This is a genomic window from Streptomyces sp. GMY02, assembly GCF_019056675.1.
Lineage (GTDB): Bacteria > Actinomycetota > Actinomycetes > Streptomycetales > Streptomycetaceae > Streptomyces > Streptomyces odonnellii.
This window is the reverse complement of record NZ_CP077658.1, coordinates 1,689,769-1,704,103: the sequence shown is the minus strand read 5'-3', so window position 1 is coordinate 1,704,103 and position 14,335 is coordinate 1,689,769. Positions and strand designations below refer to the sequence as shown.

11 protein-coding genes and 1 pseudogene are annotated in these 14,335 nt (G+C 69.8%); 3 read left to right on the top strand and 9 right to left on the bottom strand.

Annotated features, from left to right (window positions below):
- Window positions 1-48: 48 nt before the first annotated feature.
- Window positions 49-669: pseudogene (locus KQY30_RS07150) on the top strand (GntR family transcriptional regulator); the annotation flags it as partial.
- A gap of 136 nt (window positions 670-805) precedes the next feature.
- Here KQY30_RS07150 and KQY30_RS07145 read toward each other — a convergent pair.
- The 7 genes from KQY30_RS07145 to KQY30_RS07115 all read right to left on the bottom strand — a co-directional run bounded on the left by KQY30_RS07145 (window position 806) and on the right by KQY30_RS07115 (window position 6,895).
- Window positions 806-1,570, bottom strand: coding sequence for an enoyl-CoA hydratase/isomerase family protein (locus KQY30_RS07145; protein ID WP_217306112.1), 765 nt, complete (start codon window positions 1,568-1,570; stop codon window positions 806-808).
- Window positions 1,571-1,672: 102 nt separating this feature from the next.
- Window positions 1,673-2,809 (bottom strand): cytochrome P450, encoded by a 1,137-nt coding sequence (locus tag KQY30_RS07140; RefSeq protein WP_254406997.1) that lies wholly within the window; start codon window positions 2,807-2,809, stop codon window positions 1,673-1,675.
- A 223-nt stretch (window positions 2,810-3,032) separates the two neighbouring features.
- Window positions 3,033-4,397 (bottom strand): cytochrome P450, encoded by a 1,365-nt coding sequence (locus tag KQY30_RS07135; protein ID WP_217306110.1) that lies wholly within the window; start codon window positions 4,395-4,397, stop codon window positions 3,033-3,035.
- A gap of 9 nt (window positions 4,398-4,406) precedes the next feature.
- The gene (locus KQY30_RS07130; RefSeq protein ID WP_046504897.1) at window positions 4,407-4,997 is read right to left on the bottom strand and encodes an ATP/GTP-binding protein; all 591 of its coding nucleotides are present in this window, start codon (window positions 4,995-4,997) and stop codon (window positions 4,407-4,409) included.
- Window positions 4,972-5,352, bottom strand: a complete 381-nt coding sequence (locus tag KQY30_RS07125) for a DUF742 domain-containing protein (RefSeq protein ID WP_046504894.1) — start codon at window positions 5,350-5,352, stop codon at window positions 4,972-4,974. The genes KQY30_RS07130 and KQY30_RS07125 overlap by 26 nt, the downstream gene beginning before the upstream one ends.
- On the bottom strand, window positions 5,349-5,759 hold the full coding sequence (locus KQY30_RS07120; protein WP_217306109.1) for a roadblock/LC7 domain-containing protein: 411 nt from the start codon (window positions 5,757-5,759) through the stop codon (window positions 5,349-5,351). The genes KQY30_RS07125 and KQY30_RS07120 overlap by 4 nt, the downstream gene beginning before the upstream one ends.
- Window positions 5,756-6,895, bottom strand: coding sequence for an ATP-binding protein (locus KQY30_RS07115; RefSeq protein ID WP_046504889.1), 1,140 nt, complete (start codon window positions 6,893-6,895; stop codon window positions 5,756-5,758). The genes KQY30_RS07120 and KQY30_RS07115 overlap by 4 nt, the downstream gene beginning before the upstream one ends.
- 361 nt (window positions 6,896-7,256) lie before the next feature.
- Here KQY30_RS07115 and KQY30_RS07110 point away from each other — a divergent pair, with 361 nt between their 5' ends.
- Both KQY30_RS07110 and KQY30_RS07105 read left to right on the top strand, forming a co-directional pair.
- Window positions 7,257-9,050, top strand: a complete 1,794-nt coding sequence (locus KQY30_RS07110; protein ID WP_217306108.1) for an ABC transporter ATP-binding protein — start codon at window positions 7,257-7,259, stop codon at window positions 9,048-9,050.
- A complete protein-coding gene (locus KQY30_RS07105; RefSeq protein WP_217306107.1) occupies window positions 9,047-10,861 on the top strand; it encodes an ABC transporter ATP-binding protein in 1,815 nt (604 codons plus the stop codon). The genes KQY30_RS07110 and KQY30_RS07105 overlap by 4 nt, the downstream gene beginning before the upstream one ends.
- 135 nt (window positions 10,862-10,996) lie before the next feature.
- Here KQY30_RS07105 and KQY30_RS07100 read toward each other — a convergent pair whose 3' ends face one another.
- The gene (locus KQY30_RS07100; RefSeq protein ID WP_217306106.1) at window positions 10,997-11,764 is read right to left on the bottom strand and encodes a hypothetical protein; all 768 of its coding nucleotides are present in this window, start codon (window positions 11,762-11,764) and stop codon (window positions 10,997-10,999) included.
- Between the two features lie 626 nt (window positions 11,765-12,390).
- Window positions 12,391-14,205: a PucR family transcriptional regulator ligand-binding domain-containing protein gene (locus tag KQY30_RS07095; protein ID WP_217310820.1), complete on the bottom strand. Its 1,815-nt coding sequence runs from the start codon at window positions 14,203-14,205 to the stop codon at window positions 12,391-12,393.
- Window positions 14,206-14,335 lie beyond the last annotated feature (130 nt).

The following is a 14,335-nucleotide window of genomic DNA, read 5'->3' as shown; positions in this document are numbered from 1 at the left end:
CCGGCCCTCGACCCGGCCCCCGACCTGGCCCTCGCCCCGGCCCGGGGCGTGCGGCGGCATTCCGTGCGGGGGCAGATCCTCGGCGCCCTGCGGTCCGCGCTGGTCAGGGGCGAGCTGGCGCCCGGCGAGGTCTACTCGGCCCCCGCCCTCGGCGACCGCTTCGGTGTGTCCGCCACCCCCGTTCGCGAGGCCATGCAGCAGCTCGCGCTCGAAGGCGCGGTCGAGGTCGTCCCCAACCGCGGCTTCCGGGTCACCGAGCGCAGCACGCAGGAGCTGGCGGAGCTGACCGAGGTGCGTGCGCTCATCGAGGTACCCGTGATGCTGCGGCTGGCCCGTACCGTACCCGCGGAGCGCTGGACGGAGCTACGTCCGCTGGCGGAGGCGACCAGCGCTGCCGCCGCGGCCGGGGACCGCGCCGCGTACGCGGAGTGCGACCGCGCTTTCCACCGAGCGTTGCTTTCGCCGTGCGGCAATGCGCAACTGGTCATGTTCGCGGACGATTTGCTCCGCCGTGCCCAATGGCCTCTGGTTACCGCCCCGGCCGTGCGCCGCGCCGATCTGCTGGCCGACGCGGCGGAACACTCGGCACTTCTGGATGCCCTGGAGGCAAGGGATCTGAGGGTGATTCAGTCACTCCTGCGGGAGCATTTCGAGGGCACTTCGGACTGAAAAGGCCCCCTGAATATTCCGGCCGTAAATGCCAATTGGCGCAGAGGGTCCCTTTTCCGTTCCGTCAGGCCCTGCCTCGTCCGATCCTGTTCTCTCCGTCTGCCCCCGCGTTCGCTCCGTCCGACCCCCGCTCCGTCTACCGCTGCCGTGCGGCCTCCGCGGCCGCCACCGCCGATGTCAGCAGTTCCGCGTCGAAGAAGGTGGCGTCGGCGAGGCGGTTGGCCCCCGCGTACGCGTTCAGCATCGCCTTCGTGGTCCGCAGTGCCGCGGGCGATCTGCGGAGCAGCGGCTTGGTCCACCGTTCGACGGTGCTGTCCAGCTCTTCCTGCGGGACGACCTTGTGCAGGATGGACAGCTCGGCCGCTCTGGCGGCGTCGAAGTTCTCGGCCGTCAGCATCAGTTCACGTATCCTCGCGGCTCCCGCCTCGTGCAGCAGCCGAGGCAGCACACCGCCCCAGGCCGGGGGCACCCCGAGACCCAGCTCGGGCATCCTGAAACGGCAGTTGTCCGCCCCGACCCGCAGGTCGCAGAAGACCGCGAGCCCCAGCCCGGCCCCGATCACGCCGCCGTGCAGCCGGGCGACGGTCACCGCGTGGACGCTCGCGAGGGCGTCGCACATCCGCCGGGCCTTGTTGCCCAGGGAGTGCAGGCCGGCGCCGCCGGGATGCGCGCCCAGCAGGGACGGGAACTCGGCGCGGTCACCGCCCAGACAGAAGTCGTCCCCGGCACCCGAGAGAATCAGTAACCGGATGCCGGGGTCGTCGTGAACACCGTCGAGTACGGCGAGGAGCTCGTCCAAAAGCGGTCCGGAGACGGCGTTTCCCGTCTCCGGACTGTTGAGCCGCACCTTCAGGACAGGCCCTTCCTGGAGGACGTGAAGAGCCTTGAAGTCTTCCATCATGCTGTTCCTTGGTTCTCGTGCCGGGGCTGCCATTGGGGGGTTGTTCGCGCTGACGAACCGTCAGTTCACTGACGAGCAGTCAAAGCCTTCAGGAGCGGACCTTCAGGAGGCCGTCACTCTGAACGACTTGAGGCGGCGGAAGGCCACCCGGGGCGCGTAGGACGGTCCGTCCGCGAGACGCAGCTTCGGCATCCGCCTGAGCAGCGTGGTCAGCAGCGATGTCGCCTCAAGGCGGGCCAGCGGGGCCCCGAGACAGTAGTGGATGCCACCGCCGAAGCTGAGGTGCGTGGCCTTGCGCCGGATGTCGAAGATGTCGGGATCCGTGTGCTGGTCCGGGTCGTGGTGCGCGGCACCTACCATGAGCTGCACCATCTCGCCCTGCTGAATGGGCATGTCCGCCAGCGTGGTGTCCTCCACGGCGATCCGGCTGATCATATGGATCGGCGGGTCGTAGCGCAGGGTCTCCTCGATCGCTCCCGGCATGTGCTCGGGGTGGGTACGCACCCAGTCGAGCTGTAGGGGGTGCTCCAGGAGCAGCCACACCAGGGTGGCCAGCAGATGCGAGGTGGTCTCCAGCGCGGCCAGGACCACGAAGAGCGCCAGCGAGTGGACGGCCGCGTCGGCGGCGTCCCGGTCGTCGGGCTCCAGCTCGTCCCAGGTCCGCAGCCAGACGGAGACCTTGTCGTCCCCGGGGGCCCTGCGGCGCTCCCGTATCAGCTCGCTGAAGTACTCCCGCAGCCGGTGCGTCGCGGCGTCGGACAGCGCGAGCTGACTGGGGGAGGGGAACAATTCCTGGGTGAATACCTGGTCGTGGGTCAGCGCACGCAACAGCGGATAATCCGCGGCCGGCAGTCCGAGCCATTCGCCGATGGTTATCACCGGCAATTCTTCGCAGACCAGCTCCATGAAATCCGGCTCGCCGTCGAGCAACTCCTCCCTGACCCGGTCGAGGAGCCGCTCGGTTATTCGGTCGATCGAACTCCGCATGGCGTCGAGGGACTTGCGGTCGAACATGTTGCCCACCGACCGCCGCATCCGGGTGTGATGCGGCGGGTTGAGCATGGGCATCGTCCGCCCCATCTGGAGCGAAGCAGGTGCACTCCAGCGTGCGGCGTCCTTCTGCTGGGTACGCCACTCGTTGCCGGGCACCTGCCAGGCCCTGCCCCTCAGCACCTGGTCACACAGCTTGTACGAGGTCACCAGGTGCCCGCCCCACGGCGCCGGCATGATATTCCCCATTGCCCTGAGCTCTTTGTAGTAAGGCAATGGATTTGATTGTCCGCCCGATGTACGCAGGCGGGAGAAAAGCGAAACCACAGAGCGCCGGTCAACGGATGAGGTGGCCAGGGATGGCTCCACAGCGACTCCTTCTTTCAAGAGATCACATCAGATTCGCCAACCCTGTCTACCCCTATGGTTGAACATTCATGCGAGGGTAAATCGTCCCCTATTGTTGGGCATGTCACACCTTCCACCAGGACAGGAAGCCGCTCCAGAAGCTACCCTTCCCGGCCGGCTGCTGCGGCTGGGCGGGGGCGTTCCCGAGGGTGCGCGACGCGGCCGGCTGCGGCGCCGACGCACGCTTCTCCCTGCGTACCGGAGTGAACCGGGCCGGCAGCGCGTTGAGCGCGCGGTGGATCGGACCCGGCCGCCAGGACAGACTGTCCGGGGACACGCCCAGCTCGATGTCCGGCAGGCTGTTGAGAAGCTTCTCGATCGCCAGGACGGAGATCAGCAGGGCGGGGTCCTTGGCCGGGCAGGCGTGCGGACCCGCGCCCCACGCGAGATGTGCCCGCTTGCTGAGCGTCTGACGGCTCACGGACAGGCTCGGGTCGGTGTTGGCCGCGGCGAAGCTGATGACCACGGGATCGCCGGCGTCCAGCTTGCTCCCCGACAGGTCCACGTCGTACATGGGGTAGTGCACGGCGTAGTTGGCTATCGGCGGGCTGTTCCACAGCACATCGTTGATGGCGTCCTCGACCAGCAGACCGGCCGCATGCTGTCCCCCCGCGTACTTGTCGTCGGACAGCAGCAGCCGCAGCGCGCTGGCGATGATGTTCTGCGTGGGTTCGGTGCCCGCACCGATGAGGGTGACGAGCTGGTGGATCATCTCCTCGTCGGACAGCCGCGCCTGATGCTGCATCAGCCAGGAGGTGACATCTTCGCCCGGCTTGGCGCGCTTCAGCGCGACCAGCTCGAACAGGGCCTCGGTGAGGACCTCGTTCGCCTTCTCCGCGTCCACTCCGTCGAAGAGACTGGAGATGCCGAAGACCAGCCGGTCGCCGATCTCGGCGGGGCAGCCGAAGAGGTCGTTGAAGACCAGCAGAGGCACCAACTGCGCGTAGTCACTGACCAGATCGGCCTTGCCGCGGCCGCTGAACTGGTCGATGAGATACGCGGAGACACGGTCGGTGTGCCGGCTCAGCCGGTGCGTGTCTATCTTGGACAGCGACTCCGTGACCGCCTGACGGAGCCTCAGATGGTCGGCACCGTCGGAGAACAGACAGTTCGGACGGTAGGCCATCATCGGCAGGATCGGACTGTCCGCCGGGACCTCGCCCTCGTTGAGGGCACGCCAGCGGCGCGAGTCGCGCGCGAAGGTGTCGGGGTTCTGGAGGACATGCAGGGCCGCCGCGTAGTCAGTGACGAGCGAGGCCTCCACACCCGGAGCCAGTTCGACCGGTGCGGCGGGACCGTGCTGCCGCAGATACTCGTAGAACGCCTGCGGATCGGCGGCGAATTCGGGCCCGTGCAGGGGCACGCTCTTGCCGCTCTTATGGGCAGGGCAGCCCGGTGGTGGCGCCTGGTTTTCCGAGTGGGACTGCATGGCGAACTCCTAGCTGAGGCGCGACTGGAGATAACGGATGAGGACGATGAGTGAATTCGCTGACGAACGCTGGTCGCGTGCGTCACAATTGACGAGCGGAGTCTCGGGGAGCAAGTCGAGCGCCTCTCGTATCTCTTCGTCCGTATGGCTTGGTGTGCCTTCGAAGCGGTTGACGGCGATGGCGTAGGGGATTCCGTAGTGCTCGACCAGGTCCATCACGGCGAAGGACTCTTCGAGACGCTGCGGGTCCACCAATACCAAAGCCCCGAGAGCACCCCGGGACATGTCTTCCCACACCTGGACGAAGCGCTGCTGTCCCGGTGTGCCGAAGAGATAGAGGACGAGTCTCTCACTGAGGGTGAGACGGCCGAAGTCCATGGCCACGGTCGTGGTGGTCTTGCCGGGGGTGCCCCGGAGATCATCCACTCCCTCGCCGGCCTGCGTCATGACCTCTTCGGTGCGCAGCGGCGGAATTTCCGACATCGTCCCGATGAACGTTGTCTTGCCGACGGCGAAGTGCCCTACGACCAGGATCTTCGCCGCTGTCTGCACCGAATTGCGCAGATAGACGTCGTTATCCAAAACGGGCTTGAAGGCCATTCAGCACCTCCTCGAGTATGTGCCGCTCGACAAGCTTCGCGGGAGGTACGGGGGCCCGCGTCATAAGGAACCCCTCCTCCGTGAGATCGGACAGCAGGATTTTGACGACACCCACGGGCAGATTGGTGTGCCCGGCTATCTCGGCCACCGAGAGATAGCCGCCGGCGCACAGATCCAGAAGACGGAGCTTCTCAGGATCGAGATGTCCCGTTCTGGGGCCGTCTACGGCCGCCGTGACCAGCGTGATCAGAGAGAACTCGTGGTCATCGACCAGGCTGCGGCCGTTGGTGATGACATACGGTCGCACTAAGGGTGCGGTTTCTCGTTCCAGCTCGGGCTCATCCGGAGTTGTCATGCCTTCGTATCAGCAATCTCGCGAGGGGGGCTGGTGAGGGATTTACCGAGCTGGCCGACGAGCTGCATCATCCGGAAGGTGATCTCCGCCATGTCCACGTCCGGCGACGCCGAGACGGCGAGATAGGCGCCTTCGCCGGCGGAGATGAGAAAGACAAAGCCGTGATCGAACTCCACCAGCGTCTGGCGCCACTGGGGCCGGTCGCCCGGCGGCCTGCCGCAGAAGTCGGCGACCGTACGGCTCAGCGACTGCATCCCGCTCATCGCGGCGGCGATGGTGTCGGCGTGGTCCTTGCCCACATCGTTCGAGCGGGCCATGAGCAGGCCGTCCGCGGAGACAAGGATCGCGTGGCGCGCCTCCGGCACTTCCAGGGCACTGTCAAGCATCCATGACAGATCGTAATTCACTGAGTCTCAGGCCCTTCGCTGCTTGCGTTGGTGGAACGGCGGCCCGACTGCGTTCCCCGCTGGAACGCGCCCATGACGGACGCGGCCTGCTCGCTGGAGCGAGCCGGGGCCTCCGCGGTCTCGGCGGCCGGAACGATGGATATCGCGCCGCGGCGACGGCGCTTCGGAAGTCCGCCGAATGTGGTCGCGGGCGCCGCCGGGGTCTCTTCTGGAGGCATCGGGGAGGACGCGGCCATAGCGGGTTTCTCCTCGGTCTCGGGCGCGGGCGCGGGCATGGACGTGAGGAGCTCTTCGGGAAGGAGCACGACCGCGCGCACGCCACCGTACGGAGACGTCGAATCGACCGAGACCGTGAAGCCGTAGCGGGCGGCGAGCACGCCGATCACCGTGAATCCGAACTGCGGCGGGTTGCCCAGTCCGGAGACACCGGGAGCGCGTTCGCTCGACAGGAGCTTGGCGGCCCTGGCCTTCTCTTCCTCGTTCATGCCCACGCCGGCGTCGTCGACGATGATGCAGACGCCCTTGGGCACGGGCCGGATATTGATTTCGATCATCGTCTCGGGCGCCGAGTAACTGGTGGCGTTGTCCAGCAGTTCGGCGAGCGTGAGCGCGACCGGTTCGACGGCGCGGCTGACGATGGCGAAATTGCTCTGGGCCCGGATCTCGACGCGCGTGAAGTGGCGGATACGGCCCTTCGCGCTGCGGACCACGTCATAGAGCGACGCCGAGGCGCGCTGACGGCCCAGCCATCCGTCGCAGAGCACGGCGATGGACTGCGCACGCCGGGCGAACTGCGAATTCATGTGGTCGATGTCGAGGAGGTCCTGGAGAATCTGGAGCTCTCCGTACTTGTCCTGCAGCTTGGTGATCGCGAGCTGCTGCTCGCTCGCCAGACCCTGGAGCGTACGCATCGCGGACTTCAGGGCGGTCTTGGTCGCCTCTTCCGCGCGGTCCTTGGCCTCTTCGACGGCCTCGGAATAATGCTCTTCCAGATTGGCGTAATGTGCCTTGAGTTCCTGTTTTTCCTTCCTGAGCTCTGCATTCGACTTTCTGCCGCGAATGATCGCGGTAGCTGCGACAGGGGTTCCAGCGGCGATCAGACCCCAAAGCGCTGGATCCTGGAAGTATTGCGTCATAAGGCTCTCTTCGGGCGACTGGGGCACCGGATACTGAATGCCGGGACGGAGTGTTCGAGTGCACTCGCGGTCTCGGGCATACGGGATCGGCCGCGCATACTCGCCCGCCGGACTGCCTTGAAAGGCCCGGCTGATGGCATAGTTCTCCCCGGGGTGGCGGATTTCTGGGCCGATGCGCTGACTTTCCCTTTATGCCATAGCGGGTTTACCACCGCTTGGCAAGCTCGTGGATCTTATCATCACACCAAGGCTCGGCGTCCATGCCGATCTGCTCCCTATCTGGCTTCTGACGGAAATTCAGCAAGGCTCCCTCTTTGGGGTTGTTGGTGCCCGGGGGCCCCGGGTCGTTAGGGTGCGGGGAATGGGTGACTCGTACATGGATCCGGGGGTTCCGGATCGCCGTAGTGCAGGACGGTACCTCTGGTGGCTGGCGACCAGTCAGGGGGGTCGGGTAGCCGTCGGCGCAACGTACGGCAGCGTGTGGATGATCGGGCTGACCCTGCCGCCGTATCTCCTGTCGCGCGCGATCGACGACGGACTCGTACCGGGCGACAGCGGCGCGCTCGCCGGCTGGACCGGAGCGCTGCTCGGAGCCGGTGTGTTCAACGCCTGGATCGGCATCATGCGCCACCGCACCATGACCCGGGTCCGGATGGACGCCACCTTCCGTACGGTACGAGTCGTCGTCCGACAGGCCGTCAGGCTCGGCGCCACGCTGCCCCGACGGGTCACCGCCGGTGAGGTCGTCACGATCGGCATGTCCGATGTCGGCCTGATGAGCCGGACGCTGACCATGACCGGCCCCGGGGTCGGCGGAGTGCTGGCCTGTCTTGTCGTCGCCGCGCTGCTGCTGTCAGTCTCGCCCGTCCTCGCCGTGGTCGTGCTGCTCGGAGTGCCGCTGCTGGCGCTGCTGGTGGGGCCGCTGCTCGGGCGGTTGCAGCACGCCGAGACCGCGTACCGGGAGCGGCAGGGCGCACTGGCCGGCCGGTTCGTCGACATCGTCGGCGGGCTGCGCGTCCTGAGCGGTCTCGGCGGCAAGGACGCGTACGCCGCCCGCTACCGGCGCGATTCGGCGCGGGTACGGGAGGAGGGCTACCGCGTCGGGGCGGTGACGAGCTGGATCGACGCGCTCGGACTCGGCCTTCCCGCGCTGTTCCTCGCCGCCGTCACCTGGCTGGCGGCCCGGCTGGCCGCCCAAGGCAGCATCAGTGTCGGCGAGTTGGCGGCGGTGTACGGGTATGTCGCCGTGCTCGTCGTACCCGTGTCGTTCTTCATCGAGGGCGGGTACGACCTGAGCCGTGGGCTGGTGAGTGCGCGGCGGGTCGTACGGTTCCTGGATCTGGAACCCGAAGTCGCGCCCGGGGAAGGGGAGTCGGGGACCGCGGCTCCGTCGGATGAGGTGCTGCGGGAGGCCTTTCGGGAGGTCCTGCGGGAGGCGCCCACCTCGCCGTCCCCGCTGCGTGACCCGGCCTCCGGGGTCGAGGTTGCACCCAAGTCGCTGACGGCGCTGGTCGGTTCGCGGCCCTCGGACGCCTCCGACGTGGTCGACCGGCTGGGCCGCTTCACCGCCTCGGACACGACCTGGGGAGGGATACGGCTCGACGAGGTCCCCCTCTCGCAGGTACGTGAGCGGATCCTCGTCGCCGACAACGAGGCCGACCTCTTCGCCGGGACACTCCGCGACCTCGTCGCCGGCCGCCGCGACCCGGACGCGGAATCCATCGAGGCCGCCGTCCACGCGGCCGTCGCGCGGGACATCGTCCTCGGCCTGCCGGACGGCCTCGACTCCCGGATCGACGCGCAGGGCCGCAATCTCTCCGGCGGCCAGCGCCAGCGCGTCCGGCTGATGCGGGCCCTGCTCGCAGACCCCGAGGTGCTGCTCGCCGTCGAGCCCACCTCGGCGGTCGACGCCCACACCGAGGCCGCGCTCGCCGCCCGGCTGCGGGCCGCCCGTACCGGCCGTACGACCGTCGTCACCAGCACCTCGCCGTTGCTGCTCGAACACGCGGACACCGTGTACTACCTGGTCGACGGCCGCACCGCGGCCACCGGCACCCACCATGAACTGCTCCGCGCACAGCCCGGCTACCGGGCGCTGGTGTCCCGGGGCGCGGAGGACGGACCGTACTCGTACGAGAACGAGCCGGTCCGTTGACGGCCGTCAAGAAGGCGCACCTTCCCGTCGCCGAGCCGCCCCAGGTGCGCCGCGCGGCAACGCGTCTCATCCGGCGGGACGGGCGCGCCTTCGCCGCCGCCATCGCGCTCAACGCCCTCGCCGCCGCGGCCGGACTTGTCGGACCCTGGCTGCTCGGCAGTGTGATCAACACGGTCCGGGCCGGCGGCGGGGTCGCCACCGTGGACCGGTACGCGCTCGTCATCCTGCTCTGTTCCGTGGCGCAGCTCGTGCTCGCCCGGTACGCCCGTCTCGTCGGCCACCGTTTCGGCGAGCGGACCTCCGCCCGTATCCGTGAACAGCTCGTCGACCGCGCGCTCGCGCTGCCCGCCTCGGTCGTCGAACGTGCCGGTACGGGCGATCTCGCCGCGCGCGGCACCACCGATGTCGCCGCCGTCAGCACCGCCCTGCGCGATGCCGGGCCCGATGTGTTCATCGCCGCCGTACAGGCGCTGTTCATCCTCGGCGCGGTCTTCGTCCTCGATCCGCTGCTCGGCGGCTGCGGGGTGCTCGGTCTGCTCGGCATCTGGTTCGCCACCCGCTGGTATCTGCGCCGCGCGCCCGCCGCGTATCTGGCGGAGGGCGAGGCCAACTCGATGATGGCGGAGGTCCTTTCCGCTACCGCGTCCGGTGCCCGTACGGTCGAGGCGTTCGGTCTCCAGCGGCGCCGGATCGAGGTCTGCCAGGAAGCGGTCGAACGGGCCCGGCGGACCCGGCTGCGGACGCTGTCCCTGCGCAGTGTGCTCTTCCCGTCGGTGGAGGTGTCGTACGAGATCCCGGTCGTCGCGGTGCTGCTGGCCGGCGGCCTGCTGCTCGGGGACGGCGCGGGCGGCGGGGGCGGCGCGGGCGTGGTCAGCCTCGGCGCGGTGGTCTCCTGCGCGCTGTATCTGCGGCAGTTGTCGCAACCACTCGACACCATCCTGCTGTGGGTGGAGCAACTACAGAGCAGTAGCGCTTCCTTCGCCCGGGTGGAGGGTCTGGCACTGGCGCCGAGTACACCGGTATGTGGTGGACCCACACCCTCCGACGACCGGATCGCGGTCGAGGATGTGTGGTACGCCTATGACAGCGGGCGCGCCGAGCCGCGCGATGTGCTGCGCGGGGTCGATCTGACCGTACGGCCCGGCGAGCGGCTCGCCGTCGTGGGCCCGTCCGGTGCCGGAAAGTCCACGCTGGGCAGGCTGCTGGCCGGTGTCGACCGGCCGCGCGCGGGGTCGGTGACCGTGGGCGGCGTCCCGATCGCGGACCTCGACCCCGGTCAACTGCGCCGCCAGGTCGTCCTGGTGACCCAGGAACACCATGTCTTCACCGACACCATCCGCGACAATCTGCTGATCGCCGCGCCGAGCGCCACCGACGAAGAGATATGCGCGGCGCTCGACGCCGTCGGCGCGGACTGGATCGATGAGCTGCCGGACGGCCTCGACACCGTGCCGGGCGCGACGGCGACGGGCGCGGCGGAGGTACGTATCGACGGCGCCCGCGCCCAGCAACTCGCCCTGGCACGCGTGGTACTGGCGGATCCGCACACCCTCGTCCTCGACGAGGCGACGGCCCTGCTCGACCCGGCGACCGCGCGCCACGCGGAACGCGCGCTGGCCGCCGTCCTCGAAGGCCGTACGGTCATTGCCATCGCCCACCGGCTGGACACCGCGCGCGACGCGGACCGGGTGGCGGTCATGGACGACGGCAGGCTGACCGAACTCGGCACGCACGACGCCCTGGTGGCGGCGGGCGGCCCGTACGCCGAGCTGTGGCGCTCCTGGCACGGCGACCCGCAGACCCGGCGCTGACACGCGGGCCGCACACCGGCGCAGATGCGCGGGCCTGCGTACTCGGCGTCGACACTCGGGTCCGCTGCTCACTCGCTCATGAACCCGCCGCTCACGCGCTCAACAAGGCGCAGTACGCGGCGGGCCGTCCGTGGGTCAGACCGCCGGGGCCGGCGGTGGTGCGAGCTGGTCCGCCAGCCAGGTCGGTACGCCGCCCAGCAGCCGGAACAGCCGGCTCGCCTCCGCGCGCAGCCGGGATGCCTCCGGTTCCGGCTCGGCGTCGGCCAGCGCCGCCAGCGCCGGAGCCGTACCGACCAGATAGCCCAGCTCCTCGCGGATACGGAGCGACTCGCTGAAGCCGTGCCGCGCCTCCGACAACTCGCCCTCCCGCAGGGCCAGCCCGGCGAGATGGCGCCAGGTGAACGAGAGCAGCAGTGTCTCGCCGTGCGCGGTGGCGGCGGCATGGGCCCGGCGGTACGCGGCGCGCGCGGACTGCGGGGAGTCCGAGAGATGCTCCGCGATCAGCCCGCGTCGGAAGTCGAGCAGGGCACGGGCGGGCGCCGTCGGGTCGAGCAGGGCCGCCGCTCTGCCGAGGGCGGCGCGTGCCTCGTCCGCGCGGTCGCGTACACCGAGGACGGTGGAGGCGTAGGCGAGATGGCCGCGTTCGCAGGCCGCGGCACCGCGCTCGTCGTCCTCGCGGGCCGTGGCCTCCGCGGAACGCAGCGCGTCCTCGGCCTCCGGCCAGCCGGTCCCGGTGAACAGACAGCGCTCGACGAGCAGCGAGGCCCGCTGGAGCGCGGGCGCCGGGGCGGCGGTGTGCGGTGCGAGCAGGGCCGCTGCGTCGGTCCAACAGCCGCGCGAGCGCAGCCGCCATACCGCGGTCTGGAGTGGGTTGTCACCAGCGGTGGTTCCGGAACCAGACATGGCGGTATGCGCCACATTGCCCTCCCCGAGCGCGCCATTGTGCTGTTGAGTGTGGACGCATCTCAGCACGGATGAGCATGCCGGGCCAATAGGTCAGGTGAAAAATTTCACAATCACTTGGGGTGCGAAGTCGGTCTTGAAGGGCGGCAGAAGGGGCGCGCGGAGGGTGCCGCCGAGCGGGTCCGGGGCCGTCGAAAGGGCTGTCACCTGCGGCGATGGCGACGGTACGGGCAGCGGCGCGGGCGCCCGGGTGGCGGAACTCACAGCCCGGGGACATGGCGGATCTTTTCCGTGCCCGTATCGGGTGATCGCGTCAACCGGCCTGGACAGGGCCGTTGACGAGGGCAGTTGTGAACGAAGTTTTTCGGCCAACGGGCGGCCAACCCGGCAGGCGGCCAGGCCACCAGGCAGGCGGCCGTCGGGCGGCCGTCCGGGCCACCAGACAGGCAGCCACCGGGCCGGGCGTCCGGGCCACCAGGCGGGGCGCGCGTGCCACCGGCCCGGTGCCCAGGCCACCGGGGCACGCGGTCCCGTCCGGGCCCCGGGCCACGCGGTCCCGTCCGGGCGCCCGGGGCACGGCCCCGCCCAGACCCCGGGCACGCGGTCCCAGCCAGCCAGGCGGCAGCTCAGCTCATCCTCAGGGCCAGGAAGAAATCCAGCTTGTCCTCCAGGCGTGACAGATCCCGGCCGGTGAGCTGTTCGATCCTGCCCACTCGGTAGCGCAGCGTGTTCACATGCAGATGCAGTCTGGCCGCGCACCGGGTCCAGGAGCCGTCGCAGTCGAGGAACGCCTCCAGGGTGGGGATCAGCTCCGCGCGATGGCGCCGGTCGTAGGCGCGGAGCGGGTCCAGCAGCCGCGCGGTGAACGCCCGGCGCACATCGTCGGGCACAAAGGGCAGCAGCAGGACGTGCGAGGCCAGCTCGTGGTGGCCCGCCGCGCAGACCCGTCCGACCCGGGCCGCGGCCACCCGGCGGGCGTGCCGGGCCTCCTCCAGGGCGCCGCGCAGCCCCTCCGCCGAGTGGACGACCGCGCTCACCCCCAGGGTGAGCCGTCCGTCGTCGGCGAGGCCCGCCGACAGTGGCTCCCGTACGGCGGCCAGCAGCGCGTCCGCGTGCAGACCGGGTTCGGGATCCGGATCCGGATCGGCCTCCGACGGGTCGGCCAGTCCCAGCAGCACCGCGGGCATGGCCGGAAGCGGTACGAGTGCGACCGCCTCGTCACCCGTCCGTGCCACCGCGATCCGGTCGGGCGAGTCCGTCACAGTCGCTCCTGCCGCCCCTGCCGCTGCCCCCGTCGCCCCGGCTCCCGGCGTCACCGGGCCGGCCAGGATCTCCTCAAGCAGTGCCTGCGCGACCGGGCCGCCGCTCACCTCCGTACCCGTACCCGTACCGCTGTGACCGCTGTGACCGCTGTGACCGCCCTGGCCGGAGCCGCCGTCCCGGCCCCAGTCCACCGTTGCCACCACGACCTGCCAGTGCGGCGCGGTCGTCAGCCCCGGCAGCAGCACCGGAGCGGCCACCCGCAGCCGCGCCGCGATCTCGGCCGGTGCCGCGGCCGCCTGGACGAGCTCCACGACATCCTGGGCGAGCCGGCGCCGTACCGCGCGGGCCGCGTCCCGCCGGTCCCGCTCCACCGCGATGAGCTGCGTGACGCCCCGCAGCAGATCGAGGCGGGCCGTCGGCCAGTCGCCCGCGTCCGCCTCGACGGCCAGCACCCAGTCGGAGAGCACGGTCTCGCGCACATCGGGGGAGGCGAGGGCGGAGGGCCCGCGCCCCGGCTCACGTACCGGGAAGAGGGAGTACGCCGTGCCGTCGACGCTCGTACGGTACGGGCTCCGGCGTCCCGCGCGGGTCGCCGCGAGATGCTCCCCGGCGAGCGCGGTGGCACGGGCCGCGGGCAGCGGCTTCCCGGCGCCCGCGATCTGCCGGCCGGTGGGGGAGAGCACCCAGGCCCGCAGATCGAGATCGGAGCCCAGCAGATCCAGGACCGCGTCCGGGCCGCCGCCCGCCGGGCCCGCCGTCATGAGCCTGCGGTGCCGGTCCACCACGGCCGCCAGATCCCCGGCCCGCTCCCCGGACACCTGGCGGACCACGTACTCGGTGATCGTCGCGAACGCCACGGCCTCGCTCACCGCGAACAGCGGAAGACGATGGCGTGCGCATGCCACGATCAGATCGTCGGGCACCTCGCCCAGCTCCGCCTCGCCCGCGGCGAGGGCGGCGACCCCGGCGGCGACGAGGATACGGACGAACGGTTCGGATTCCTCGGCGCGCCGTCGCCAGGCGAGGCCGGTGAGGACCAGTTCACCGCCGGAGAGATAACGGCTCGGATCGCGCAGATCGGTGGTCATCACCCCGCGCACGGAACGGTCCAGCTCGTCCTCGCCGCCGAGCAGCCGCAGCCCCAGCGCATCGGTGTCCAGCAGTGCGCGCAGCCGCATCTCGTCGTCGCCGATCTCTCTCGTGGTTTCGTTCGAATCTACAAGACCCTGAGGACGGCCAGCCAACTCCTTCATGGTTTCGGTGACTGCACCAGCCGGAGCACTCCTTGTGTACTGGGGGGTGTAGTGG